A 24,661-nucleotide genomic window follows, 5' to 3' on the forward strand; every position below is an offset into this window, starting at 1 on the left:
CCCCACAGTGGGTGCTTTTTTCATACCAAAAACAGGAGAAAAACATCATGGTTGTTTCACAAAATGGCTGGTCCGGCGTGTGGACGGGTTTGTCCCCGACGCTCACAAGCCTGCGGTGGATCACGGGCCGTGTGCGTCGCGGGAACGTCCACACGATCTTTGATTACCTCGGTGAGCGCTTCCACAAGGAAGTCGAACCGATCACGAAATCGCATTCGTGGGGGTGGGCTAACCGGGCGATCCGGGGTGCGTCCACTCTCTCAAACCACGCCAGTGGTACTGCGGTGGACTTCAACGCGCCAAGGCACCCCCTCGGCGCGTGGGGCACTTTCAAGCCCGTACAGGTCACCGCGATCCGCCGAATCTTGAAAGACCTCGATGGGGTCGTCCGGTGGGGTGGGGACTACACCGGACGCAAGGATGAGATGCATTTTGAGATCGTCGGGTCCGCGTCAAAGGTCGCTGCGGTGGCCCGGAAAATCAAGACCGCGAAAGCCCCGAAGCCGTCCACACCGTCTGTGGTGAAAGGGCTTGTGGAGGACTCTAAGTGGGGTTCTGCGACGACTCGCCGCGCCCAGCAGGTCGCAGGGACACCGGATGACGGGAAGGTGTCCGGGCAGGAGCGGCAGCACCGAAACCAGCATCTCACGACCGGGTGGGAGTGGGGGGCACCTGGTGCGGGTAAAGGGTCCCAGCTGATTGCCCGCCTGCAGCAGGACCTGAAAAAGAAGGGCCTCTACAAGGGGAAGATCGACGGCATCGCCGGCCCCGGGTTCTGGTCTGGGTTCAAGAAAGCGCAGAAGGAAAAGACCATCAAGGCTGCGATCAGGCGGTTCCAAATGTGCCTGAATGAAGGCCGTTTTTGGACTATCAGGAAATAAGGAGAAACATCATGGAACACGTTGAGAATCTTGTGCGGCCTGCTGCGATCCGTGCGGTCCGCACTTTCTTGCAGGTGCTGATCCCTGCGCTTGGTGCGGGTGCTATCACTGAGCTCGACTACCTGGGCGCGGTCAGTATCGCTGCCGGTGCCACCCTAATCGCTTTCCTTCAAGGCGTACTCGGTGGCCTACCCGAAGCGGAAGGCCAGGGTGATGGGACTCTCTGACGCGCTCAAAGCGCAAAAAGTACCCGTGGGTGGCCCACGCTGCCAGGTCGGGCGACTGCTGCACACCTTGCCCGCCGATGACGTCGACGCTTTGGCGGAGGCTTTGGACTCGGACATGACGCACGCGTCAATTAGTCGTGCGCTCATCGAAGAAGGTCATCGGGTCACCGCGATCACGGTCGGGCGGCACCGTAGAGAGGAATGCTCTTGTGGCACTTTCTGACCGGCTAGCGGAGAAAACAGCGAAGTCTCGGGCGCACATTGAGGTGGATTCTACGGGCGCGGATGTCACTGACGTGCCCGTGGAGGGCACCCTTGATGGGGATTGGGGTGCGCTAATCCGCCATTTTGGCCTTGATCCTGATGCTTTTGAGGTTGTGGATGACACGGTGCGAATGTCGATGCGGGAGCACCCAACAGGCGACAAGGGGTGGCTTTCGTCATACTCGGCGCGCTTCCGTAAGATTCGCCACGAGATGATCCGCCCGGAAGTCCTACAAAGGTGGCGTGACGACCTCACGGACTGGGAGCCGGACCCTATCTCCCATGTGGAGCAGGACCACACTTACCTGGTGCTGGTCGCTGATCCGCAGCTTGGGAAAAAGGGCACTCAGGAGGCTGTGGAAAACTGGCGGCGCGGGGTGTCTGCGCATGTCAGGCAGATACGGGCTTTGAAGCCTGCGCGGGTGCATGTCGCTTTCATGGGCGATGAGACGGAAGGTGCCTGCAACAATTACGCCAACCAACCACACACGATAGAACTGAATCAGTCCCAGCAGCTGGAATTGGACTTCGATATGCGCGTGTGGACGATCAAGCAACTTCTCGCGACTGGTCTGCCTGTATCCGCATCGTCTGTGATATCCAACCACGGCGAATGGACACGTAACGGCAGCAAAGACCCCGTGACCAGCAGCAACGACAACGCGAGCACCCACATCGCCCGTATGACGCAACGGCTTTTCCATGAGCTAGGTCACGACATTGAGTGGACCATCGGGGAAACCCACCCCGGCATCACCCTCACCTTGGGTGGTGTGGAGTGCTATTTCTCCCACGGATACAAGGAAAAGGGCCGGGGAACGTCCACGGAGACGCGCACCAGGGCGGCGATTGAACGGCAAATCCTAGGCCGCACAGAAGAACTCGGCACAACGAAACTGTGGTTCATGGCGCACTACCACCACTTCTACACCCAAGAATTCGAGGGCCGCACACTCTTTGGGTGCCCTGCTCTTGAGGCGGAAAGGTCGAGCGAGTACATGCTCGACCAGTACGGTGTGTGGTCACCGCCGGGGATGCTCGGGATGCTTGTGGGTGGCAGTGGGAGGGGGTGGCAAAATGCCAACGTCTTTTGAGTGCCCCGAGTGCCTGACGCCTTTCCCGTCTCAGGCGGCTGCTGACCGGTGTGCCATGTGGTGCGGGGGAAGCGAACCCAACCACGAGAAGTATCGTCCGCGCCGCTGGGATGATTACGACGAATAACACAAGCGCCCCCACCCTAACCGGTGGGGGCGCTATTCGTGTTTACGGGGCCTTCGCTTCTATGTGCACATACTCCACAGCGAACTCCACCCCTGACATATGCGCGTACAATGCAGCCTGCTGTATGGCCGAAGAGTACATGCTCCAGGGGAGACCAGATTTACCGTCTGTCGCCGTGAGAAATGACGCCTCATTCTTGAAAACGATGAGATCGATTGCCCTGCCGGTGTCAGCTGCGAGGTCGATCTGCTCCATTTCCCCTTCAAGGAATTTGTCGTAACGGTCCACCATTTCCAGCAGGTAGGTCACTGCGTGGGCGGGTGGGGTTATTGTTGCGCACCATCTTTCTACAGAGCGTTTGCCGTGCGCGCCTAGCCCAAGCGCAGAGGCAATGGTTTGCTGCTCTAACCCAATAGCCGAGCGAAGCGCATTGAAAGTAGCCGGATTCATAGTTCTCTCCTAAGAAAGATGGCCCCCACCCGGAGGTGAGGGCCATAGGTGATGGTTAGTTTCGGGTGATTTCCTTGACGAAGTTCTTCACGTCTTGGGTATTCATCGGACGTTCGGTTTTCCCTGTCCAGATGGTTTCGTTGCTCTCGAGGTCTTTGATGGTCAGGCCTTGCGCCCCGCCGTTGACGACGATGATTTTGAATGCTGCGATGGTTTTTTGTGGGAAGCCTTCAACGATGGTGACCTGCGCGGTGTAGTTGGTGGTGTTGCCGGTTTTGTTGAAGATGATTGCTTGTGCCATGGTTCCGGTCCTTCCGGGTTGTGCGGCCTGTGGACTGTTGTCCTGCCGTCTTGATGTTTCTATTCTATGACGGTTGAACCGACATGCGCAAGTGGTGAGCGGGTGAAAACAAGTCAACCCAAAAACCCTGACACCACAAAATCAACCCCCACAACTTGACACCTGTCACCCAGCAAGTAAAACCGCAGCCCTCGCCAAGAAAATCGACTTATCAGCAGGCTCCAAAGCCGCAAAGGCGCCCAGCAGATCATCCACACTTACACCTGGCATCGGAGCTGGAGCGACCTCCACACCCGGAGCTGCCCCCATCAGCTGAAGCCTTTGCCCCACGGCCTCCATCGCCTCACGGGCAAGCTCCATACTCACATGCTGATACTGCTGGGTCGTGACAATCTCGGAGTGCCCCATAATCTCCTTGATTGTCTTGGGGTCAATCCGCATATGAAGCAGGAGACTCGCGGTGGTGTGGCGTATCTCGTGGATGACATACCTTTGCCCACCGACTTCTTTGCCGTCCACAATCGTGGGTGGGGTCTTCCAGATACCAAGCTCTTCTTGGATCGCGGCCCACTCCGCCCGGTCGGCGGCCATGTTTTGCGGCTCGCCTGTCGCTCTAGGCCACACTAGATTACCTTCACTGCGCGGGCAGTGCTCTTTCCATACCTCGAGCATCTTCGCGAGCACGGGGATCATGGGCGCGAGTCGGTAGCCTGAGTCGGATTTGAGCTCTACGAGGTGGAAGGAGCCCCATAGCTGCTGGGACTTGTGGCCGTGGGGGACGCGGAAGCCGCTGGTCTGGTCGTAGGCCACATTGTAGGGGAGGTTTTGGAGCTGCCAGGAGATCGTGAAGTAGGATTCTTCGAGGTGTACGCGGTCCCATGTCATGCCGAGCGCTTCGCCTTGACGCATGCCCTCAAGAAAAGCGGCGAGCCACCTGGAAGCGAATCCTGCTTTCTGGGGGTCGGCGTCGACTAGCCTGCCGAGGTGTCGCACGACTTTGAGTGCGTCTTCTAGTGGGAGGTCGCGCCGGTCGTGCGCTGATTTCGCGGGCTTCTTGACAAGGAGCACTGAGTCTGGGACACGGTAGCCTTCTGCGATTGCTGCCCTGAGCGCGCTTTGAAATTGCCCAAGCACAGTCCCCGCGTAGGTCGTGCTCTTCCCACCATCCAGCATCGCTTTCACTATTGCTTTGGCGTGACTCGCCTCGAGGTCTTGAAGCTGCACCCTCCCGACGATGGGGATCATCCACCGCGTGACGTAGGTGCGGGTCCCGTTGAAGGTCTTAGGGCGCACGCGGGTCTGCTCTGCCTCGAGCCATTCCTTCAACCACGCCCCGACTGTCTTCGAGCGGGATTTCGCAGCGGCGCGACCTTCCAACATCAGCCGCTTGCGTCGCACCTGGAATTTGTCCCACGCTATGTCTTCGTCTTTGTGTGAGACGTAGATGCGCTTTCGGGTGCCTAGTGCGCTGTCTCCTATTTCGATGCTTCCACGCCACATGCCGCTTGGCTCGTGCCACCGGAAGGAGCCTTCCCCGTGCTTGGGGATGTGACTTTTTTTGGGTGTCTTGCCGGTGTCCTGAGTCGATTTTCTGGCCATGATTTACTACCTCCATTACTACCCACATTGCGACGGTATTCTGACGATACCGTGAGGGCGTGTAATCCGCATAATCTCGCGGTTTCTTACGTCTCAGTCTACCTTATGCTTACGACTGAAAATCGAAAGGTCACCGGATCGATGCCGGTCGGAGCCACCATAAGAAAAACCCCTGCTGCGGCAGGGGTTTTTCGTTTCTAGAAGTCGAGCACCCCGCGGTTACCCCGCGTTTTCAGATCAGTCTGCTCAGGCGCCTGGCCATCACTTCTGCCGCGACAGTCGCACCCTTAATCGTGTTCATGTACACATCCTGCATCAAGCTTAGGTTCTCGTGTCCTAGCTAGTCCGCGATGTCGGTGGCCGACAACCCCTCCAAGTCAAGAATTGTGCCGACCGTCCTCCCAAAGGAGTGCGTCGAGAGCCGGGGGTAACCGAACGTCTCCCTGCAATCGCGGATCTCACGCTGAGTATTGGATGGGTCGCGCAGCCGCATCAGCGGCATCGGGAACAGCAACGAGATGTGCACCACCAACCGATCGTGGCGGCGGCGCAGCAGATCCGGACTTCAATGTCTCCGATCTTCTGCTCCCGCAGTAGCCTTTCTTCCGTGCACGAACTGCCGGCGCCTGTTGAGCCTGCGCACACCAGCACCCCAAAGTCGCCTTGCTGGACTCGCAGCTCACGCACCCCACCGTCCGCGTACACGCACCTCAAGGTGGTGAGGTAGGGGGCGCCGTGGCTGGCAGCATCGCGTTGGGGGCGTCTTCGACCACGATGCCAAAGACCCCGCAGAGCTCCGATCGCATAACTGCGCCAACCGAGGCGTCGTCGGGCCGCAGGTGGCCTTGTTAAAACTCCTGGACGAATACAAGCCTCCCTATACGATCTTTACGCTATGAAGCATCTAAAGCCCAGCTACTTCGATTCCTGGGGCGAAGCAGATGCTGCCTTTGCTTCGTTCATCGCGGAACTCCCCAAACGGCGCGGACAATTGAGAGGTCGGCTCGCCCAAACCGACGGTTCAGGCCTGGACGGATCGGTTGAGAGTCAGGACGCTCTCAACGAGTGGTACATCCGCATTGCTTTCGCTGATGAGGATGACGGCATGGATTGGCGGCCTGGGTGGCGCTCTACGTGGGAGACGTGGCTCTTTCTACGACTGACGATGCGCACTGGGTCTGCTGGCGCGGCCAAAGCCGCCGCAACGGAGATTCTCCGTGGTTCTTGATCCACGTCAAGGGAAGTTCGCTCGGTTCTGCGTAACTTAAGAGATGTCCAAGGAACCAGAACCGAGACGAAAGGAGACGAGCAGCCCAATGACTGCCTCGGCCCCCACCCTGAAGACCACCACCCTCCGCTCGGACGAGTTCTCCTGCCCGTCGTGCATCCAGAAGATCGAGACCAAGCTGACCGGGCTCGACGGCGTCGAGTCGGCCGAGGTGAAATTCTCCTCCGGCCGGATCATCGCGCAGCACGACCCGCAGAAGGTCTCGGTGCGTGACCTAGTGGAGGCTGTTGCGGAAGTCGGCTACACCGCCAAACCATCCGCCATCTGACATACATCATCTGACCGGCCTACTGCTTCAGAGCCAGTGACCCGCTGACGCTTCCGGTGTCGGCGGGTCGCGCTCTGTATCCGCAGTTGTCTGGAGCTGAGTCGGATAAAGCCATGAAGACTTGATCCGTGTCAAGGTACGAGGAGTCGCCCGACCGTAGCTTGGAAGTGATCCCGAAAGGACCGCTTTCAACGGAAAGAAGAACCATGAAGACCTGGAAGACCTGGAAGACCTGGGGTGTGGTCGCCGCCTCGGGCGTGCTGATCGTCCTCGCCCTCGTCACCGGTTGGGACATCCTCATGATCGCGGCAGCCGTCGTCGCCGGCTGGCCGATCGCCGTCTCCGCGTGGCAGGCACTGCGCATCAAGATGATCTCCATCGACCTGCTGGTCGTGGTGGCAGCCGTCGGCGCCCTGTTCATCCAGAACTACTGGGAGTCGGCCGCCGTCACGTTCCTCTTCGCCCTCGGCAAGGCGCTGGAGAAGGCCACCCTCAACCGGACCCGCAAGGCACTGTCCGACCTGGTCGAGGCCGCTCCGGACACCGCCACCGTGCTGCGCGACGGCGAGCCGGAGACCGTCGAGATCTGGGAACTCGTCCCCGGCGACGTCGTGCTGGTGAAGAACGGTGAGCAGGTGCCCGTCGACGGTCGGGTCATCACCGGCAACGGGGGAGTCGACGAGGCCACCATCACCGGCGAATCCGTGCCTGCTGAGAAGTCCGAGGGCTCCGAGGTCTACGCCGGCACCTGGCTGCGTTCCGGCGTGCTGCGTGTCGAAGCCGTGGGGATCGGCTCCGACTCGACGCTGGCGAAGATCATCCACCGGGTGGAGGACGCCCAGGACGACAAGGCCAAGACCCAGACCTTCATGGAGAAGTTCTCCAAGTACTACACCCCCGGTGTCATGCTCGCCGCGCTCGCTGTCGGCCTGCTGACCTGGAACGTCGAACTCGCCCTGACCCTGCTGGTCATCGGCTGCCCCGGCGCGCTGGTCATCTCCATCCCAGTGTCGATCGTGGCCGGCATCGGCCGCTCGGCCAAGGACGGCGTCCTCATCAAGGGCGGCGAATACCTGGAGACCTCCGCCAAGGTCGACGCGATCGTCGTCGACAAGACCGGAACGCTGACCAACGGGCGCCCCGAGCTGACCGACGTCGACGTCCTCGACGACTCCTACACGGCCGAGGAGGTCCTCATCTTGGCGGCCCGCGCGGAGACCGCCTCGGAGCACCCGCTCGCCGAGGCGATCATCCAGGGAGCCGAGGGGCGGGGCCTGCGAGTCGACCATGTTGAGCACGCCGAGCCGGTCGCCGGCAAGGGCATCCGCGCTCAGGTGGACGGCCGCACGGTAGCCGTCGGCTCTGCGGACCTGCTCGACACCGCTGGAGACGCAGCCTCTGATACCGCCCAGGACTTCGCGCCCGAGCTTGGCGCCGGCCTCAACCGGATCCTGGAGCTCAACGAACAGGGCAAGACCGCGATGTTCGTGGGAGTCGACGGCAGAGCGATCGGAATCGTGGCCGTGGCCGACACCATCCGCGCCGATGCACCCGAGGCCATCAAGGCCCTCCACGACCGAGGCATCAAGGTCATCATGGCGACCGGCGATGCCGAACGCGTTGCCCGCAACGTCGCAGCCGAACTCGGCGTCGACGAGGTCCGCGCCGAGCTCATGCCCGAGGACAAGCTCATCATCGTCAAGGAGCTGCAGGCACAGGGTCACACCGTGGCGATGGTCGGCGACGGGGTCAACGACACCCCCGCCCTGGCGCAGGCCGACATCGGCGTGGCGATGGGAGCCGCCGGCTCACCGGCCGCGATCGAGACCGCTGACATCGCGCTCATGGCCGACCGGCTGCCGCGCCTGGCCCACGCGCTCGGCCTGGCACGGCGGACGGTGCGCACCATGCGGGTCAACATCGCCATCGCCCTGCTCACGGTCGCGCTCCTGCTGGCCGGCGTCCTCTTCGGCGGCGTGACGATGTCGCTGGGCATGCTGGTCCACGAGGCGTCGGTGCTGCTGGTCATCGGCATCGCGATGCTCCTGCTGCGCCCGACCCTCAAGGAGGAGAAGGACCGGGACGCCAAGCGCACCGAGATCATTGAACGGGCGAAGAAGCAGAAGGCCGACGCCTGAGCCAGCCGCCTCGGCTGCTCGGGCTACCCAGAGCACGGCCGAGGCGGCAGCCGGTGACCACCCTCTGAACATGCCCCGCCGGAGCTCATCGAACGCATCGTATCCACCTACGGCGACCGCTTCCCGCTACTCACATTGCGCGACGACCAAGCACTATGGGTCACATCTGACGCATCAGAAGTCATCACATCGGTATAGGCAAGACGCCCTAGCGTCACCGCCGATCAAACAGTCGTTCTGTCGATGAGTGTGCGCAAAGTTCGCGTTCAACCACGAACTTGCGACGTTGACTACGAACACTCTGTGAAACCACGAAGTCACAGCAAAAATGGGTTTGTCTGCGCAACATGGCGCTGACCAGTTGCGCCACGGGCGCGTTAACGGTTGAGTTAGACCAGTACCCTCAGACCCCCAGGAGTGAACATGACGGACTGGACACCAGACCCTAGCGATAAGGCAAGCGCCGGTAACACCGGTCACGACGCAAGCACCCCCGGGACAGGTCGCGCTAGTTCACGCAAACCATCTATTGGTGCGCTCCTCAACCAAATCACAGAACAGTTCTCGCGCCTCGTCAGGGCTGAACTGGAGTCCTTCAAAAAGGAACTCACCACCAAACTGACGCGCTCAGGAATCGGCATTGGGATGTTCGCCGCAGCCGGAGTGCTCGCACTCTACGGGCTTGGTTTCTTGCTCTACTCGATCACAGCCGCCTTGAGCCTTGCCCTTCCTCTGTGGGCCTCGGCGCTGATCGTTGCTGGGAGTTTGTTCCTGATCTGTGGCATTCTGGCATTCGTTGGAAAGAAACAGCTTGACCAGGGCACCCCACCTGCACCAACCGAAACCATCGCCAGCGTCAAGCAAGACATCAACGCCGTGAAAGAAGGACTCTCATGAGCCGCAACCCCTCAGACGACGCAGCCGAAGCACGCGAAGAACTCGCCTCCCTGGTTGACGAACTCATGACCCGCCTCTCCCCCAGTTCCCTGGCCGCACAAGCGGGCGACACGGCGCGGCAAACCGGTGAAGACATCAAAGAGTTCGTCACCACACGTGACATCTCAGGTGACACCGACGGCTCACGAGCACGCAACGTCAAGATCGCGCTGGGTGCAGGGGCCGCAGTCGTTGGTTTGATCGCGCTGAAAATCATTCGGAAGTAGTTTCCCGGCGTCTCATCGTGCTCTCATCTTTGTTCGGCACACTCATTCCATGAATCGCCCAACACGACGGTCAGCTCTTGAAGTTGGCATTGTCGTGCTCATTATTGTTGCCGTTTGTATAGGCGGAGCCTATACAATCACCGCACTTACACGCGGCCCACAGACCATAACTGTGGGCACAGGGATTGTGGTGACGCCAGGTACGGCACCAACTCCAACCGCTGAATCCCCATCCGCGAACCCAGGCAACTCGGGAGACTCGGATGGTTCTGGTGAACCAGATAGCTCTGGCACCCCTGGGGCGAACGGTGACAAGGCGCCCTCCCCAGCCCCCGCGCCCAATGATTCCCAGTCGCCGGACGGCACAACCGTCGCACCTGCTCCACCAGAGCCACCGGACGACGACGACGACGATGATGACGACGACGACGACGACGACGATGACAGCGACGACAATGACGATGACGATGACGACTAAAAGTCACCGTCGCGCTTGGTCGGTTCGAGCCCGGATGCTCGCCGGTTTCCTTGCCCTCCTCACATTTTCCTTGGGCACTGCCGGAATCTCCATCTACCTGCTGCAACTCACAGACCTGCAACAACGCATCGATGAGTCGCTTACTCGGGCAACTGGGCAACTGTCCACAAGCCTCGAATCAGGTATCGATCCGGGCTCAGGTCAGCCTTTCACGAGCATCGACGATGTGTTGTACCGGGCTATGCAAACCGTGATGCCAGCCCCCAACGAAGGGCTTCTCGCCACCACCAACGGCCAACTTCGGTGGACTGCCCCGTCCACTGTGCCGCTACGTATTGAGGAAGACCCTGACCTAGTCGCATATGTCACCAGTGCAAAAACTGACGGTAATGCCACGATCACCACGTTAACCACCGCACAACGCACCTACCGCATTGTTGTCATACCCATGTCGCTGACCAGCGATCCAACCCCTGGGCTTATCGCCGTGGCATACGACTACACAAAGGAAGTTGCTGACCTCAACCAGTCATTTATACCCGCACTGTGGGTCGGTTTGGCCACCCTTGTCACCAGTATCGCGTTGGGGTGGGTTGTCGTGGGGCGGCTCCTCCAGCCGCTCCGACAATTGCGGCACACCGCCGCGCAAATCACCGAGGATGATCTCAGCACACGCATTCCCGTCACAGGCAACGATGACCTCGCTGAACTCACCCGAACAGTGAACTCCATGCTGGACCGAGTAGAAACCGCGATCAGCTCGCAACGGCAACTACTAGACGATGTTGGGCACGAGTTACGCACCCCCGTCACCATCGTGCAAGGGCACCTTGAACTTCTTGAAACGACTGACCCGCAAGAGGTTCACACAACCCGAGAACTTGTCCTCGACGAACTTGACCGCATGACGGGCCTCATCAACGACATCGTGCTGCTCGCCAAAGCCCAACGCACAGATTTTCTGACCCCCAGCGAAGTTGACATTGACGACCTCATGCATGAGGTCACTCACAAAGCCCAACCACTAGGCGCACGAGAATGGGTTACCAGCGCCACCACGGGCGTCGTGCAAAGTGTGGACCGGCAAAAAATTACTCAAGCACTACTACAACTCGCAGACAACGCTGTGAAGTACTCGCCAGATAACACACGCATCATTCTCGGAGCGAGCGCCACAAGTACTCACATTTCGTTGTGGGTACAAGATGAGGGATTTGGCATCGCACCAGAAGACCACAAGGCAGTTTTCGACAGGTTCCACCGTGGAGACAACGCAAGCAGAGCCGACGGGTCTGGGCTTGGATTGAGCATCGTACAAGCCATTGCAACCGCTCACGGCGGCACCGTGAACCTTTCCTCACAGCCTGGTAAAGGAACAACCGTCACGATCACACTGCCACTCACCCATATAGCGATGACCAGCACTGAAAGCGAGACACCGTGAGTTCCATTCTGATAATTGAAGATGAAGAACGCATCAGTTCATTCATTGCTAAAGGCTTGAAAAATGCTGGTTATGACACGGTAATTGCCCCAACAGCAGCTGACGCACAGTGGGAACTCAACGAGCGCGCTTTCGACCTGGCGATCCTCGACATTGGACTGCCCGACCAAGACGGTTTTTCCCTCCTCAAAACAGTGAGAAATGACGGCCATGCCCTACCAGTCATTATTTTGACAGCTCGGACCTCCGTCGACGATACGGTCGCAGGGCTGGAAGGCGGCGCCGACGACTACATGCCAAAACCCTTCCGGTTTGAAGAACTCCTTGCACGTGTACGTTTGCGCTTACGCCTCCGTGACAATGAGGGAACAGGGGACAACCCGAGCAGCTCACAAGTTCTTATCAACGGCGACCTGCGCCTTGAACTACTCACCCGACGCTGTTTCATTGGCGATCAAGAGGTTGATCTGTCAGCGCGAGAGTTTGCCCTAGCAGAAACATTCCTACGAAACATTGACATCGTCCTTACCCGAGAAACACTGCTCTCCCGTGTGTGGGGGTATGACTTTGACCCAACATCAAACGTGGTCGATGTGTATGTCAGGTACCTGCGCAACAAACTTGGCGCACACCGCTTCGACACAGTTCGAGGTGCGGGGTACCGCATGTCCACCGCATAGTCTGGGGACTTGAACACCGAGGTTTCAACCTTTTCTTGTGGAAAAGACCTACGGCTTTTCAGCTTGCGTGAGCTAGATTGTTAGCGTCACGCTTGTTGAAAGGCTTTACAGTGCTCACGTTCGTTATTGTCGGGACCATCGGCCTCGCGCTTCTTCTTTTGTCGATGCTCCTCGGAGAGATCATCGACTTCGCCGATGGTCTCCTGTCTGGGACCACCCTCGGCGCTGGTTTCACTGTCTTTGGCGCTGTTGGTGTTATCTCCAGCTCCATGGGTCATGGCTTAGGCACTACGCTCGTTTTTTCCAGTATCGCTGGCATCGCTTTCCTGTTCATCGTTAACCTCTTTGTGAAGCGCCTCCGCGACACAGAAGATGGTGTGCGCTCCACAGTGGTGGGCATGCAAGGGCTCAGCACCACAGAAATCACCACCGCCCGTGGTGAAGTTGCACTTGATGACCCCTTGGAACTTGAACGCCGCCTCGCATGGTCGCTGGAACCCATTCCCGCTGATACACGCATCGTTGTGGTGGAACAAAGCGGCTCACGCGTTCGCGTGGAACCCGCCGTATACCCCCAGCCCGACGCGTAAAGCCCCCAGCCTGCACATAGGTTTCCCCACCCCCACATCTAACGTTCATCACTGAACATCACCGCCACCCATCAGAAAGGGCTGCCCCTCACGGGGCTATCTCATGGAAGAATCGTCGTCCATGCCGGTCATTATCGCGATCCTCGCGCTAGTAATCGTCTTGTTCTCCCTCGTTGGTTTTATCGCGAAGCGTCTACGTCGCGTCCCACCAAACGAAGCACTGATCATCGTGGGGCGTGGCGCTGGCCGCACCGCCTCCGCTGACTCCACCCAGCGCGTCGTGATCGGTGGACGCGTATTCGTGTGGCCGATTCTGCAACAGGGCTTCGCTATGTCCCTCGAGCAACGCCAAATCGGTATCACCGTTGAAGGCGTGGACAAAAACCGCATCAAGATCGCCATCAAAGCATCCATTAACTTCAAAGTCCGTGGTGATGAAGAAGGCGTGCGCCGCGCTGCACAGCGCTTCTTGTCCCAACAAGAACTTCTTACCGAGATCATCAAAGAGTCACTCGAAGGGTCACTGCGTTCCATCGTTGGTGACATGAACATCGAGCAGATCATCTCAGACCGCAAGGGCCTGTCTGATCGCGTGGTGGATTCCACCAAACTCGACCTCGCTGAGCAGGGTTTGCAGGTTGACCTGCTCAACATCTCAGATATTTCCACCCCAGGTTCGGACTACTTGGCCAACCTTGGGCGTGCAGAATCAGCGCGTGCCCGCCAAGTAGCTGAGGTTTCAGAAGCGGAAGCCAAGCGTGCATCCGAGTTCGCTGTCATCGAGGCCGCGGAACAGATCGCTGAACGCCAAAAGGCACTTGACCTGCGTAAAGCCTCCATCAAGGCTGAAACCGACCGTGCAAACGCCCAGGCTGAAGCATCCGGTCAACTTGCTCGCGCCGAGCAAGATCGCCTCGTGGCAACACAGCAGCGCGAAGCCCTCGCCGAGCAAGCGAAGGTCACCGAAGAAGAGCTCGACATTTCGGTGCGTAAACCAGCCGAAGCTGAAGCTTACGCCAAGGTGCAAGAGGCAAATGCTAGCCGTGACGCCGCAAACGCCAACACGGAAGCTGAAGCGTTCAAGCGCACCACCATCGCTGAAGCTAACAAAACCGCTGCGATCCAAGACGCCGAAGCTGCCGCTGAATCACTGCGCCGCCAAGGTGAAGCAGAACGTGACCGTCAGGTTGCTCTCGCTGCTGGTATCAAAGCTGAAGGTGAAGCACGGGCGTTCGCCATCGAAGCTGAAGGTCGCGCTGAGGCTATCGCCACTGACGCAAAGGCTGAGGCACTGCAAAAGTACGGCGAAGCTGCACTTGTTCAGGAACTCATCGAACGCTTGCCAGAGATCGTCCGCGCCGCTGCCGAACCAGTGGGCAACATTCAGGGCATGACAGTTATCTCCACCGACGGTGCAACTGCGGTGACCAAGAACGTCACCAGCGTGCTGGCCGAAGGTCAGCAAGTCATCAAGCAACTGACCGGTGTTGACATCGCTGATCTGTTGTCAAAGGCCGCACACCGCACTGAAGAGGTCACTCCTGGGAAGTAAAACCCCCTGGGTGCCTTAGGAGCTTCATTGCTCTCAGCGCTTTCAAAGGGTGTGGGCTCCACTGTTTTTCATCAGTGGAGCCCACACCCTTTTGTGCGTTGTGAACACCGAAAAACCGCCCGATGCCCCGCTCAGCTACGCATCGGTGTCACGTTGCGCAGTGAGGCTATTTAGGCTGCGCTGGAGGCTGACGGAGCGCTTTGTGGTGACACTGGGGAAACTGCGGTCACCGCGGACACCGGAGACTTAGGTGATTGCGCGGATACAGGTGATGCTGGGGTGACAGGGCTCTGCGCGGAGACTGGGGTGAGCGCCGATGCCGCGCTCGTTGTTGACGCAGCAGTAGTTGCGGTCGCGGTTGAGGTAGCAGTTTGCGCTGTCACCGTTGTGGTGGTCGAAGAATTTGCTGTCGCAGCAGGTGAGACGCTGCCGTTAGCAGTTGTGGCTATATCACTCACCGGGGAGGTGCCCTGCAATTCAGTGGCCTCTAGAACACTGGAGTCTGCAGGTTGTGGGGCTCCTTGACCGCTTGCCATTGCCACCCCACCGGTAACTGCAACTGCTCCGACTGCGCCTGCCATTGCTAACAAAGTGCGTGCCTTCATGGTGTTCACCTTTCCTGTCATGAACTCATGTCGTTGTGCTGACAACGTCATCGTGGCAGTGGTTCATGAGATGAAGAGGAGAGGACCATGAGAATGTTCTCATGAAGATTTATTGGGCTGACAGCGACCTTTTGATGGGTTGGGTTCCGCCGATGAGGCCTTCAGCGACTGCAAGCCGTTGGCGGGCAGCGAACTTCCAGTGTGGGTCTTCTTCGTCGCGCGCCCCCGCGATGAGCGACAACACCACCGATGCGGACCGCGCGTACAGCCCTTGCGGGTCAATGCCTCGCTGTGCGAGTTCGTTGCTGAACTCGGTGAGGTAGTACCGCACGAAGTCGGGCACGTGGCTATACCGCTGGTCGAGCGTGGGAAGAACCGCAAGGTGTCCGATGAAACAGGCGAGGTCGTCAATGAGGTAGCCAGGACCCGCTGAATCAATATCGATGATTCCCGTGATCTGTCCATCCTGGACAAAGATGTTTGCCTCGTAGAAGTCACCGTGGTTGGCGACGAGCGGGCCACGGTAGGCAGTGTCGAGCACGCGGTTAATGCGGTGCATGAGCGCGTGAATGCGTGTCGATTCTTCCGGTAGAGCGGTGTCAGCGGCGTGCGCGTACCATTCCAGCCGGTCCGTCCATGCGGGCCGTGCTGGCGCGTTCATGAGGTCAGCCGGGAACGCCGACAGCACTGACACGATATTCGCTCCGGTGACCGGCGGTGTGCGCCCATCCATGATGGCTTGGGCCATAGGCATCCCGGTCACCCTCCGGATGGCAAGAACGTCACTGACGGGGTCGCCTAAAAGGTGTGGGACGGGGATTCCGGCGTCGGCGAGCACACGGTGTTTTGTGGCGAGTAGGTCCGCGTCTTTGCGGAGCACTTTGAGGAATACTTCTCCCAGCGGTTCGGCGAAGGTTGCCTTTAACACGGCGCGACGCAGCGGCCGGTAGGCAAGGGTTTCGAGGTTGAGGAGGTCCAATTGGCCACCCCAGGTCGCTTGGACTGATTCGGGGACCGATGCGAGGGGAAGGCCTGGTAGGCCAGGGTCGTGGGGGTGCTCCCACAGGTGGAGAACTCCGATGGGGCTTTCGGTTCGCCATACCCGTGGGGTTCCTGGTTCGACAACTTCGGTGGTGCAGATCAGGTAGGCGGGTTTTGCGTCGGTGATGATTTCGAAGAGGCCAGATACTCCGGCCCCGGGACGGTGGTGGAGCTCGATGAGGGTGGCTTGCCCGATGTATCCCACTTCACTGGCTACTGCGGCCACGAGTTCGGCAATTCCAAGCGATGAGAAGTATGCGACCTGGTCGCGTTCGCTTGCCTGGGCTGTTGTCGGCTCCATGGTGTCCTTTTCTGTGCGGGCTTCCATTTCAGCGAAGTTCCCGTTGTGTTGCAACGCGAATCACCGTTCGTGACCGGATGGTGATGTGGTTGCTCTCCCGCTTAACGATGCGCGTTGTTTGGGCCGTCGGCAAGTGATGAGGGGTGGTGGTGACACACAACAGTGGGGCTGCCGTTGTTCGGCAGCCCCACTGTCAGTGTTGTTCTGCGGGGGATCAGTCTTCTGATTCGCCCTTGTAGAACGGAAGCTGGTCTTCGGGGATCATCATGCCCGAGTTTTCCAGAAGCTTTTCTACTTCGGATTGCTTGTAACGTCGGTGTCCGCCGAGTGTGCGGATGGACGAGAGTTTGCCGCCCTTTGCCCAGCGGGTCACGGTCTTTGGGTCGACGCGGAACATGCTTGCGACCTCAGCTGGTGTGAGGAGCGCTTCTTGTTCACCTCTGTTCGCTGCCATTGTTGTCCCTTTCTATGCATTGATCCGGCTCCGTCGGATAGGAGCTGCGCGATCGAACCAGTGCGATTTCTCCATTATTCCAGCGGTTCGACCACACGGTTCGCCGCCGTAGGGTGAAATATCTCACACACCCGCTTCATCGTACCAAATGTGGACAGTTACTCCCGGGTCGACGCTTCTGCCCGCAGAGGAACGCAAGAATCGAACTGGTCAGGTGGAGGCGTTTCCATGTACCGTTGTTCCACGAACAGATTTATTTGACACACGGGGCCGCGCATTAGGCTGCCGCCCCGAATCTACGTTGAGGGGGTCGGAGCCATGGGCCGCGGCCGTCAGAAGGCAAAGCAGACGAAGGTTGCCCGCCAGCTGAAGTACTTCAGCCCTGAGACCAATTACAAGGCCTTAGAGCAGGAGCTTCGTGGCGAGGTCACCACTGAGTCGCGAGTCGGGGACAGTTACTCAGATGAGTACGAGGACCACGACCCGTACATGACGTGGCGCGACGAGCGTTGACGCGCTCATCGTCGGGTCGAGCATTGCGGAGCTGACACACCCGCCACTTCCGCGTCTCTTGCCCTAGGCAGAGACTCGACTGTCTCACAATGTAATACATCTGAACGAAATCTCGGCATGAGGCCATGCCGAGATTTCGTGCTGTCTGCAGCCTGCCACTTGGTGATGATTCGTGACGAAAACACTTCTCAATACGTGGTGAGAGGGTCCCATCCTTGAATGGGACCCTCTCACCATATTTCCGATATCAGGAGTCAGGCCACATCATCAGCTGCCACCTAGCCCAACACTGTGAGGCGTCGTTACACGCGGTAGTCTCCGATCAGAGCCACCTGGCCGCCGTGGACACCTTTCGCACCGGTAATGAGCGTCGATCCATCCGGAGCAGGCTTCTCTACGCTCGACACGCGCCCTAGCTCCCACGCAGGCAAACCGGACGCAGCAAGATTCGCAACCGCCGCATCGACAGATTCCGGTGCCACAATGGCAACCATCCCCACCCCCAGGTTCAAGGTGTTTTCCAAGTCAGTCCACGGCACATCACCCAACGCCTGCATGACCGCGAACACCGGCGGAATATCCCACGAAGAGCGATCCACTGTGGCACTCAACCCAACGGGGATCACACGAGCCAAGTTTTGCCCTAACCCGCCCCCCGTGACATGGGAGAACGCGCGCATGTCAGTACCGAGCGCATCAGCAAGCGACAAGCATGGGGTGGTATACAACCGGGTCGGCTCAAGAAGCTCCTCGCCTAGCGTCCGCCCGAAGTCGGCGACCTCACGGTCCAACGTCCACCCCGCATGCGCAATGATGGCACGAACCAGCGAATACCCATTGGAGTGCAAACCCGAGGATGGCAAGGCAAGGACAACGTCACCATCCTGCACCCGGTCTGGGCCAAGAAGCGCATCAGCCTCGACCACACCCACAGCCGCACCAGCGACGTCGTATTCGTTCTCAGCCAGCAAACCTGGGTGCTCCGCGGTTTCCCCACCCACAAGAGCGGTACCGGTTTCTTCACACGCTGCCGCAATACCGCGAACAATGTCCGCAATACGCTCCGGAACCACTTTGCCGGTTGCAATGTAGTCTGTCATGACCAGTGGGCGGGCCCCGCACACAACGATGTCATCAACAACCATCCCCACGAGGTCAGCCCCAATGGTGTGGTGAATATCGAGTTGTTGAGCAATGGCCACCTTCGTGCCAACACCGTCAGTCGAGGACGCCAAGAGCGGACGCGTGTAATCCTTGAGCATGGACGCATCAAAAAGTCCGGCAAAACCACCCACACCGCCCAGCACGTGTGGGCCGTGGGTACGCGCAACAGCGCTCTTCATCAGTTCAACGGCACGGTCCCCGGCTGCTGTATCAACACCAGCTCCAGCGTAAGTGATGCGTGTGGCCACGAGTGTTGCCTCCTGTGTCAGGGGTGGTTAAGTGCGGACTGTCCACCGTGGGAAACGCTCACCGAGCGTAGCCCGTCTTCTGGTGCGCCAAGGGTTTGTGCTTCCAACAAGTGCTTACCCAATGCTGACTCCTCAGGCAGCTCAATGGGGTATGTCCCGTCAAAACATGCGGTACAGAGCGCTGAGCGTGGCTGGTTGGTTGCCTGAATCATGCCGTCTTCGGAAATGTACCCTAGCGAGTCTGCACCCAAGGACTGGGCGATCTCATCAGGTGCTAACCCGTTGGCAATGAGTTCTGCACGGGACGCAAAGTCGATTCCGTAGTAGCACGGCCACTTCACTGGTGGCGAGGAAATCCGGACGTGCACCTGCGCGGCACCTGCTTCTCGAAGCATACGAATCAGGGCACGTTGTGTGTTGCCACGCACGATGGAGTCGTCGACAACGACAAGGCGTTTTCCGCGAATGACATCCCGCAGGGGGTTGAGCTTGAGGCGGATACCTAATTGCCGCAGGGTATCTGAGGGCTGGATGAAGGTGCGGCCCACGTAAGCGTTTTTGGTGAGACCTTGCCCGAAGGGGATCCCTGATTCTTGGGCATACCCCACCGCTGCGGGTGTACCTGATTCGGGAACCGGGATGACCAGGTCAGCCTCCACGGGGTGTTCTTTGGCGAGCTGGCGTCCCATGTCCACCCGTGCTGCATGCACGGAACGTCCTGAAATGGTGGTGTCAGGGCGGGCGAGGTAGACGTATTCGAAGACACACCCGGCACGTTTTTCTTCGGCGAACCGCACCGAACGCAATCCAGATTCGTTGATGATGATCAGTTCGCCGGGTTCCACCTCACGCACATAGGACGCACCGACAATGTCCAACGCCGGGTTTTCGGAGGCGACAACCCACCCGCGGTCCAGGCGCCCAAGAACAAGAGGGCGTACGCCTTGCGGGTCACGCGCTGCGTACAGGGTGGTTTCGTCCATGAAGACGAGAGAGAACGCACCGCGCAGACGCGGGAGTACCTCAAGGGCGGTGTCTTCGAGGCTGTGGTCGGTGTCGCCGTGAAGGAGCGCGGTGACTAAGGCGGTGTCGGTGGTGTTTCCGCGGGCAAGTTCACCGCGACGTTGTGCACCGTACCGGTCCTCAACAAGTTCCACGAGTTCCGCGGAGTTCACAAGGTTCCCGTTGTGCCCCAAGGCCACGGTACCGGTTGCTGTTGCCCCCAGTGTTGGTTGGGCGTTCTCCCAGGTCACTCCCCCTGTTGTGGAGTAACGGCAGTGCCCGACAGCCAGGTGACCGGTCAGTGCGTTGAGGTTGGTTTCGTCGAACACCTGGGACACGAGCCCCATGTCTTTGTACACCAGGATTTGTTGGCCATTACTGGCGGCTATCCCTGCGGACTCTTGTCCACGGTGTTGTAGTGCGTACAAACCAAAGTACGCCAGTTTCGCGACCTCTTCGCCGGGAGCCCACACACCAAAGACACCGCAGGCATCTTGGGGTCCTTTTTCTCCGGGCATCAGGTCATGGTTGAGAAGTCCATCTCCGCGTCTCGCCACGCCCTCATTGTTTCATACCGGTCACCGGCCCGGGGAGGCGTCCCACGGTTAGACCCGTGCGGGTCCGTCGGGAGCGGGGTCGTTTTGTGCACGTTTAACGCTTCGTGCATCGAGATAGGTTGCGATCCACGCCGCAATAAGCGTGGTGACTGTGGTCATTGCCACGATCGCAACGATGATGGCAACGCCGCGTTTGTCGCTGCCCTCGGGGGTAAGGATAAAGCCAAGAATTGTTCCGAGCACCAGGCCCACCACCACACCGATGGTGATGAACATGCTGATCTTGGGGGCGCGACGGTACCGACCGTCCACACTGTGAGCCTGGATGTGCTCTTCGCTGAACGGCAGTTCGTCGGGTTGCGGGGAGGTGGGCTGTGGGCTGTCCATGGGGCCAGTCTATCCAGGGTTGCGTGACGCAGTGTTACGTCATGTGTTTTACCTTGTCTCGGTCATTAGGTGCCTGTTGGGGTGTGTCTTTGTTCGCCCTACTCTGTCAAGACAGGGGGCGCAGTACGCCCTGTCTTGTTGTGCTGTGCGCTTGACCGGGAAGGGATGTGATGACCGATGCGCTCACGACGTTCTGCCTGCGTGGTCGCTGTTATTGCATGCCTGGTGTTGTCTGGGTGTGGTCCGGCTCCTGTTGTGGCGGCGGCGGATGGTTCGGTGATGACGTCTCAGGTGACACTGGCGGGTTTTGCTGTGTCAAAGTCGGCACACGAGTCGGCTCGGGTGGCGTTTGCTGACACGGAGCAGGGCTCGGGGGTGGCGTGGGCGTCATCGTATGGGCCGTCCGGTGATCAGTCTCGCGCGGTGGCGTCTGGGTTGCCTGCAGATGTGGTGCATGTGTCGATCCCGGATGACATCGAGCGGTTGGTGGCGGCCGGCCGGGTCTCTCCTCAGTGGTCTGACGGTGAGGACGCTGGGGTGTTGGCGTCCTCTGTTGTGGTGTTTGTGGTGCGTCGGGGGAACCCGAAGAACATCACTGATTGGGAGGACCTGACCCGTGCGGACGTATCCGTGGTGACGCCTAACCCGGGTGCGTCGGGGGCTGCACGCTGGAATATTGTCGCTGCGTGGGCATCCCAGATTGCGGCTGGCGGGTCGCCTGAGGAAGCGGACGCGTTTGTGGGCGAGGTCATGTCCCGGGTTGCCACCCTGCCCAGTTCCAGCCGTGATGCCACGACAGCATTTTCGGCAGGGACAGGTGACGTGTTGTTGTCCTATGAGAATGAGGCGATCGCGGCCCGCCAGCATGGGGTGGACGTGGACTATGTAATCCCTCCTTCCACGGTCCGCATTGATACCCCGGGGGCGGTGACGATCGGTGCACCTCAAGCGGCGTCAGATTATCTTGCGTTTGCGCGTTCTGATGCTGGTCAGCGCGCTTTTGCGGTGGAGGGGTTTCGTCCGTTCGGTGACGCGGATTGGGTGTCGTCGTTGGTGGTTCCCGGGGCCATGGACCCGCACGACCCGTTTCCTACCCCTGCCACGCTCCTGACTGTGGATGACGTGGGCGGCTGGGACGTGGTGACGCAGCGTTTGTTCGCTGCTGACGGGGTTGTTGCCCGGTTGCAACGCGAGGCGGGTGGCGCATCGTGAGGTTGACACGGCCAGCGGGGGTTGGGTTGGGACTGGCCATGATCTGGTTTTCGATGCTTGCTTTATTGCCGTTGATCGCGGTGGTGGTGGAAACAGCTGATGCCGGGTGGACACACTTTGTCACCACAGTGACGGAGCCGCAAACCTACGCGGCCCTCACGTTGACCGTGGTGACGGCGCTGATCATTACGATCATCAACACTGTCATGGGGACCATGATTGCGTGGGTGTTGGTGCGTGACCGGTTCCCTGGGCGGCGCGTCCTTGAAGTTGTTATTGATATTCCCTTTGCGTTACCCACTATTGTGGCGGGGCTGGTGTTGTTGTCTCTTTATGGGCCGCAGTCCCCACTGGGTATCAACATTGCGAACACGCGTATCGCGGTGGGGTTGGCGTTCCTGTTTGTGACGTTGCCGTTTGTTGTGCGCACGGTTCAGCCTGTTCTTGCGGATATGGACCGTGATGTGGAGCAGGCTGCGGCGTCGTTGGGGGCCACCCCCGCGGTCACCTGGCGGCGTATCGTCTTGCCGACGTTGTTTCCGGCGATGGCGGCTGGGGCCGCCATGTCTTTTGCCCGTGCGCTCAGCGAGTATGGCGCGTTGGTGCTTTTATCAGGGAATTTACCGATGCGCACTGAGGCGGGTTCTGTGCGCATCCTCAGTTACCTGGAAAACGGGGATCAGGCATCTGCTGCCGCAATTGCCACCATGCTTCTTGCTGTGTCGTTCACCGTCATTGTGTTTCTTGATGTTGTGCAACGAAAGGCGGCCAGACGTGGGTAACTCTCGGCGAACCGTTGTGGCCCTTCGGGTTGTGGTCATTGTGTACCTGGTGTTGCTTGTGGGGTGGCCGGTTGCCCTCGTGGTGCGTAACACGTTCGCCAGCGGGTTTGACGCGCTCGGTGGGGCGCTGGGCGACCCAATGGTCATGTTTTCCCTGAAGCTCACTCTTGCTGTGGCGCTTCAAGCCGTCGTACTGAACACCGTTTTTGGGGTGGGCATGTCGCTGCTGCTGGTGCGGTATTCGTTTCCGGGGCGCAGGGTGCTTTCTGCGTTGGTGGATGTTCCGTTGTCGGTGTCGCCAGTTGTTGTGGGGTTAGCGCTCATTCTTGTGTATGGGCCAACAGATTCGTGGTTTGGGCAGTGGCTTGGCGACCGGGGCATCGACATTATTTTCTCTACCCCGGGCATGGTGATGGCAACAGCGTTTATTTCGTTACCGCTGGTTATCCGTGAAGTGGTGCCGGTACTCACAGAACGCGGAACAGATGAGGAACTTGCTGCCGCATCGCTTGGTGCCGGCCCAGTTCAGACCTTTACCCGCATCACGTTGCCTGCCATCAAGTGGGCTGTGGTGTACGGGGTGGTTCTTACTCTTGCTCGGTCCTTAGGTGAGTTTGGGGCTGTGAAAATTGTGTCGGGCAATATCGAAGGTGCCACCCAAACAGCAACGTTGTTGGTGGAGGACCGCTACCAGGATTTTGATCAACCAACCGCCTATGCCACCGCGTTCTTGTTGGCTGCTGTGTCGGTTTCGTGCATTGTTGTGGTGACGTTTTTGCGCCGTGATCATGCGACCTCCCTCCAGAAAGGCCCTCGCCGGTGAGCATTGAAGCGCGTGCTATCACGAAGAAGTTCGGGGATTTTGTTGCCCTCGATGATGTGTCGGTGTCGATCCCCACTGGCCGGTTGACTGCGCTGTTAGGCCCCTCTGGTGGTGGAAAGTCCACGCTGTTGCGCATTATTGCGGGACTGGAGCACGCAGATTCTGGAACGGTCCATATTGCCGGGAATGACGCGACCCAGCTGCCCCCACAACGCAGGAACGTGGGGTTTGTGTTTCAGCACTATGCTGCGTTTAAGCACCTGACGGTGGCGCGTAACGTGGCGTTTGGGTTAGAGATCCGCAAAACCCCCAAAGAAGAGACCGAGAGGCGTGTCAACGAACTCCTAGACCTGGTGCATTTACGGCAGTTCGCTCACCGGTTGCCATCCCAGTTATCCGGTGGGCAGCGTCAACGTATGGCGTTGGCCCGTGCGTTAGCGGTACAGCCTCGGGTTCTTCTCCTTGATGAACCGTTTGGTGCGTTGGATGCGAAGGTGCGTAAAGAACTGCGGGATTGGCTTCGCCGGTTGCACGATGAAATCCCGGTGACCACAGTGTTCGTGACCCACGACCAGGAAGAAGCCCTGGAAGTCGCTGACGACATTGTGGTGATTAATCACGGGCGTGTGGAGCAGATGGGCTCCCCCACGGCCCTGTATGACGAGCCTGCGAACGAGTTCGTCATGGGGTTTTTGGGGCCTGCCACCCAGTTGGGTCAGGAACTAGTTCGACCACATGACATTCATATCGTGTCGGAGCTTCCACCTGAGGAGGGGTTTCTTCCAGGGGTAGTGGCACGGTTCGCTCGAGTGGGGTATGAGGTGCGCGTTGACGTCGTTCTTGACGATGCGCCCCACACCTCCCCTGTGCACGTCACGATGTCTCGGGCGGAGGCCCACCCGTTGAAGTTGGATGCCGGGTCACGGGTGTGGTTGCGCAAACCACCGGGGGCTACTGCACTGCCGGTATCTGGGGGGAAACAGGTGTCTGCGCAGCCGGGTGGGCCACTTGCCCACTACACGATTTAG

The 24,661-nt window shown here is 59.3% G+C and carries 28 protein-coding genes; 19 read left to right on the forward strand and 9 right to left on the reverse strand.

Annotation, left to right across the window (positions count from 1 at the left end; all coding sequences use genetic code 11):
* Positions 1-47 precede the first annotated feature (47 nt).
* From JDEN_RS13995 to JDEN_RS11690, 4 genes are read left to right on the forward strand one after another with little or no spacing between them, the layout of a single operon-like run.
* On the forward strand, positions 48-881 hold the full coding sequence (locus JDEN_RS13995; RefSeq protein ID WP_015772575.1) for a M15 family metallopeptidase: 834 nt from the start codon (positions 48-50) through the stop codon (positions 879-881).
* A gap of 11 nt (positions 882-892) precedes the next feature.
* Positions 893-1,108: a holin gene (locus tag JDEN_RS11680; RefSeq protein WP_015772576.1), complete on the forward strand. Its 216-nt coding sequence runs from the start codon at positions 893-895 to the stop codon at positions 1,106-1,108.
* Positions 1,095-1,331, forward strand: coding sequence for a hypothetical protein (locus JDEN_RS11685; protein ID WP_015772577.1), 237 nt, complete (start codon positions 1,095-1,097; stop codon positions 1,329-1,331). The genes JDEN_RS11680 and JDEN_RS11685 overlap by 14 nt, the downstream gene beginning before the upstream one ends.
* Positions 1,318-2,466: a hypothetical protein gene (locus JDEN_RS11690; RefSeq protein WP_015772578.1), complete on the forward strand. Its 1,149-nt coding sequence runs from the start codon at positions 1,318-1,320 to the stop codon at positions 2,464-2,466. Before JDEN_RS11685 ends, JDEN_RS11690 begins: the two co-directional genes overlap by 14 nt.
* A 169-nt stretch (positions 2,467-2,635) precedes the next feature.
* On the opposite strand, the gene JDEN_RS11695 is transcribed toward JDEN_RS11690, so the two are convergent.
* The 3 genes from JDEN_RS11695 to JDEN_RS11705 form a co-directional block, all read right to left on the reverse strand.
* Entirely contained in the window at positions 2,636-3,043 is a 408-nt protein-coding gene (locus JDEN_RS11695) for an Aca2/YdiL-like domain-containing protein (protein ID WP_015772579.1), read from the reverse strand.
* A 55-nt stretch (positions 3,044-3,098) separates the two neighbouring features.
* The gene (locus JDEN_RS11700) at positions 3,099-3,344 is read right to left on the reverse strand and encodes a hypothetical protein (protein WP_015772580.1); all 246 of its coding nucleotides are present in this window, start codon (positions 3,342-3,344) and stop codon (positions 3,099-3,101) included.
* 165 nt (positions 3,345-3,509) lie between these two features.
* A complete protein-coding gene (locus JDEN_RS11705) occupies positions 3,510-4,943 on the reverse strand; it encodes a tyrosine-type recombinase/integrase (RefSeq protein ID WP_041287934.1) in 1,434 nt (477 codons plus the stop codon).
* 895 nt (positions 4,944-5,838) lie between these two features.
* Here JDEN_RS11705 and JDEN_RS11715 point away from each other — a divergent pair.
* From JDEN_RS11715 to JDEN_RS11760, 10 genes are all read left to right on the forward strand, one after another.
* Complete coding sequence (locus JDEN_RS11715) at positions 5,839-6,171, forward strand: hypothetical protein (protein ID WP_015772583.1); 333 nt, start codon at positions 5,839-5,841, stop codon at positions 6,169-6,171.
* An 88-nt stretch (positions 6,172-6,259) separates the two neighbouring features.
* A complete protein-coding gene (locus JDEN_RS11720) occupies positions 6,260-6,499 on the forward strand; it encodes a heavy-metal-associated domain-containing protein (protein ID WP_007633811.1) in 240 nt (79 codons plus the stop codon).
* A 206-nt stretch (positions 6,500-6,705) separates the two neighbouring features.
* Entirely contained in the window at positions 6,706-8,637 is a 1,932-nt protein-coding gene (locus JDEN_RS11725) for a heavy metal translocating P-type ATPase (RefSeq protein ID WP_015772584.1), read from the forward strand.
* Positions 8,638-9,060: 423 nt separating this feature from the next.
* Positions 9,061-9,534, forward strand: a complete 474-nt coding sequence (locus tag JDEN_RS11730; protein WP_015772585.1) for a phage holin family protein — start codon at positions 9,061-9,063, stop codon at positions 9,532-9,534.
* Entirely contained in the window at positions 9,531-9,800 is a 270-nt protein-coding gene (locus JDEN_RS11735; protein WP_015772586.1) for a DUF3618 domain-containing protein, read from the forward strand. The genes JDEN_RS11730 and JDEN_RS11735 overlap by 4 nt, the downstream gene beginning before the upstream one ends.
* A gap of 49 nt (positions 9,801-9,849) precedes the next feature.
* Positions 9,850-10,278 (forward strand): hypothetical protein, encoded by a 429-nt coding sequence (locus JDEN_RS13270; RefSeq protein ID WP_015772587.1) that lies wholly within the window; start codon positions 9,850-9,852, stop codon positions 10,276-10,278.
* Complete coding sequence (locus tag JDEN_RS11745; protein ID WP_169304112.1) at positions 10,268-11,722, forward strand: sensor histidine kinase; 1,455 nt, start codon at positions 10,268-10,270, stop codon at positions 11,720-11,722. The genes JDEN_RS13270 and JDEN_RS11745 overlap by 11 nt, the downstream gene beginning before the upstream one ends.
* A complete protein-coding gene (locus JDEN_RS11750; RefSeq protein WP_015772589.1) occupies positions 11,719-12,402 on the forward strand; it encodes a response regulator transcription factor in 684 nt (227 codons plus the stop codon). Before JDEN_RS11745 ends, JDEN_RS11750 begins: the two co-directional genes overlap by 4 nt.
* Positions 12,403-12,512: 110 nt before the next feature.
* Positions 12,513-12,992, forward strand: coding sequence for an NfeD family protein (locus tag JDEN_RS11755; RefSeq protein WP_015772590.1), 480 nt, complete (start codon positions 12,513-12,515; stop codon positions 12,990-12,992).
* A 103-nt stretch (positions 12,993-13,095) separates the two neighbouring features.
* Entirely contained in the window at positions 13,096-14,544 is a 1,449-nt protein-coding gene (locus tag JDEN_RS11760; protein ID WP_015772591.1) for a flotillin family protein, read from the forward strand.
* Between the two features lie 170 nt (positions 14,545-14,714).
* Here JDEN_RS11760 and JDEN_RS11765 read toward each other — a convergent pair whose 3' ends face one another.
* The 3 genes from JDEN_RS11765 to JDEN_RS11775 all read right to left on the reverse strand — a co-directional run bounded on the left by JDEN_RS11765 (position 14,715) and on the right by JDEN_RS11775 (position 16,945).
* Positions 14,715-15,149 (reverse strand): hypothetical protein, encoded by a 435-nt coding sequence (locus JDEN_RS11765; protein WP_143713301.1) that lies wholly within the window; start codon positions 15,147-15,149, stop codon positions 14,715-14,717.
* A gap of 109 nt (positions 15,150-15,258) precedes the next feature.
* A complete protein-coding gene (locus tag JDEN_RS11770) occupies positions 15,259-16,518 on the reverse strand; it encodes a phosphotransferase (RefSeq protein WP_015772593.1) in 1,260 nt (419 codons plus the stop codon).
* 187 nt (positions 16,519-16,705) lie between these two features.
* Positions 16,706-16,945 (reverse strand): BldC family transcriptional regulator, encoded by a 240-nt coding sequence (locus JDEN_RS11775; protein ID WP_015772594.1) that lies wholly within the window; start codon positions 16,943-16,945, stop codon positions 16,706-16,708.
* Between the two features lie 318 nt (positions 16,946-17,263).
* Here JDEN_RS11775 and JDEN_RS11780 point away from each other — a divergent pair, with 318 nt between their 5' ends.
* Positions 17,264-17,458 (forward strand): DUF3073 domain-containing protein, encoded by a 195-nt coding sequence (locus JDEN_RS11780; protein ID WP_015772595.1) that lies wholly within the window; start codon positions 17,264-17,266, stop codon positions 17,456-17,458.
* 302 nt (positions 17,459-17,760) lie between these two features.
* Here the strand turns inward: JDEN_RS11780 and purM are convergent, their stop codons facing one another.
* From purM to JDEN_RS11795, 3 genes are read right to left on the reverse strand one after another with little or no spacing between them, the layout of a single operon-like run.
* On the reverse strand, positions 17,761-18,870 hold the full coding sequence (purM, locus tag JDEN_RS11785; protein ID WP_015772596.1) for a phosphoribosylformylglycinamidine cyclo-ligase: 1,110 nt from the start codon (positions 18,868-18,870) through the stop codon (positions 17,761-17,763).
* Positions 18,871-18,887: 17 nt separating this feature from the next.
* A complete protein-coding gene (gene purF, locus JDEN_RS11790; protein WP_015772597.1) occupies positions 18,888-20,429 on the reverse strand; it encodes an amidophosphoribosyltransferase in 1,542 nt (513 codons plus the stop codon).
* Positions 20,430-20,477: 48 nt separating this feature from the next.
* Positions 20,478-20,816, reverse strand: a complete 339-nt coding sequence (locus tag JDEN_RS11795; protein ID WP_015772598.1) for an ABC transporter permease family protein — start codon at positions 20,814-20,816, stop codon at positions 20,478-20,480.
* A 177-nt stretch (positions 20,817-20,993) separates the two neighbouring features.
* On the opposite strand from JDEN_RS11795, the gene JDEN_RS11800 reads away from it, so the two are divergent.
* From JDEN_RS11800 to JDEN_RS11815, 4 genes are read left to right on the forward strand one after another with little or no spacing between them, the layout of a single operon-like run.
* The gene (locus JDEN_RS11800) at positions 20,994-22,028 is read left to right on the forward strand and encodes an extracellular solute-binding protein (protein ID WP_015772599.1); all 1,035 of its coding nucleotides are present in this window, start codon (positions 20,994-20,996) and stop codon (positions 22,026-22,028) included.
* Positions 22,025-22,810, forward strand: coding sequence for a sulfate ABC transporter permease subunit CysT (gene cysT / locus JDEN_RS11805; protein ID WP_015772600.1), 786 nt, complete (start codon positions 22,025-22,027; stop codon positions 22,808-22,810). Before JDEN_RS11800 ends, cysT begins: the two co-directional genes overlap by 4 nt.
* A complete protein-coding gene (locus JDEN_RS11810) occupies positions 22,803-23,633 on the forward strand; it encodes a sulfate ABC transporter permease subunit (RefSeq protein ID WP_015772601.1) in 831 nt (276 codons plus the stop codon). Before cysT ends, JDEN_RS11810 begins: the two co-directional genes overlap by 8 nt.
* Positions 23,630-24,661, forward strand: a complete 1,032-nt coding sequence (locus JDEN_RS11815) for a sulfate/molybdate ABC transporter ATP-binding protein (protein ID WP_015772602.1) — start codon at positions 23,630-23,632, stop codon at positions 24,659-24,661. Before JDEN_RS11810 ends, JDEN_RS11815 begins: the two co-directional genes overlap by 4 nt.

The organism is Jonesia denitrificans DSM 20603 (assembly GCF_000024065.1).
Taxonomy (GTDB): domain Bacteria; phylum Actinomycetota; class Actinomycetes; order Actinomycetales; family Cellulomonadaceae; genus Jonesia; species Jonesia denitrificans.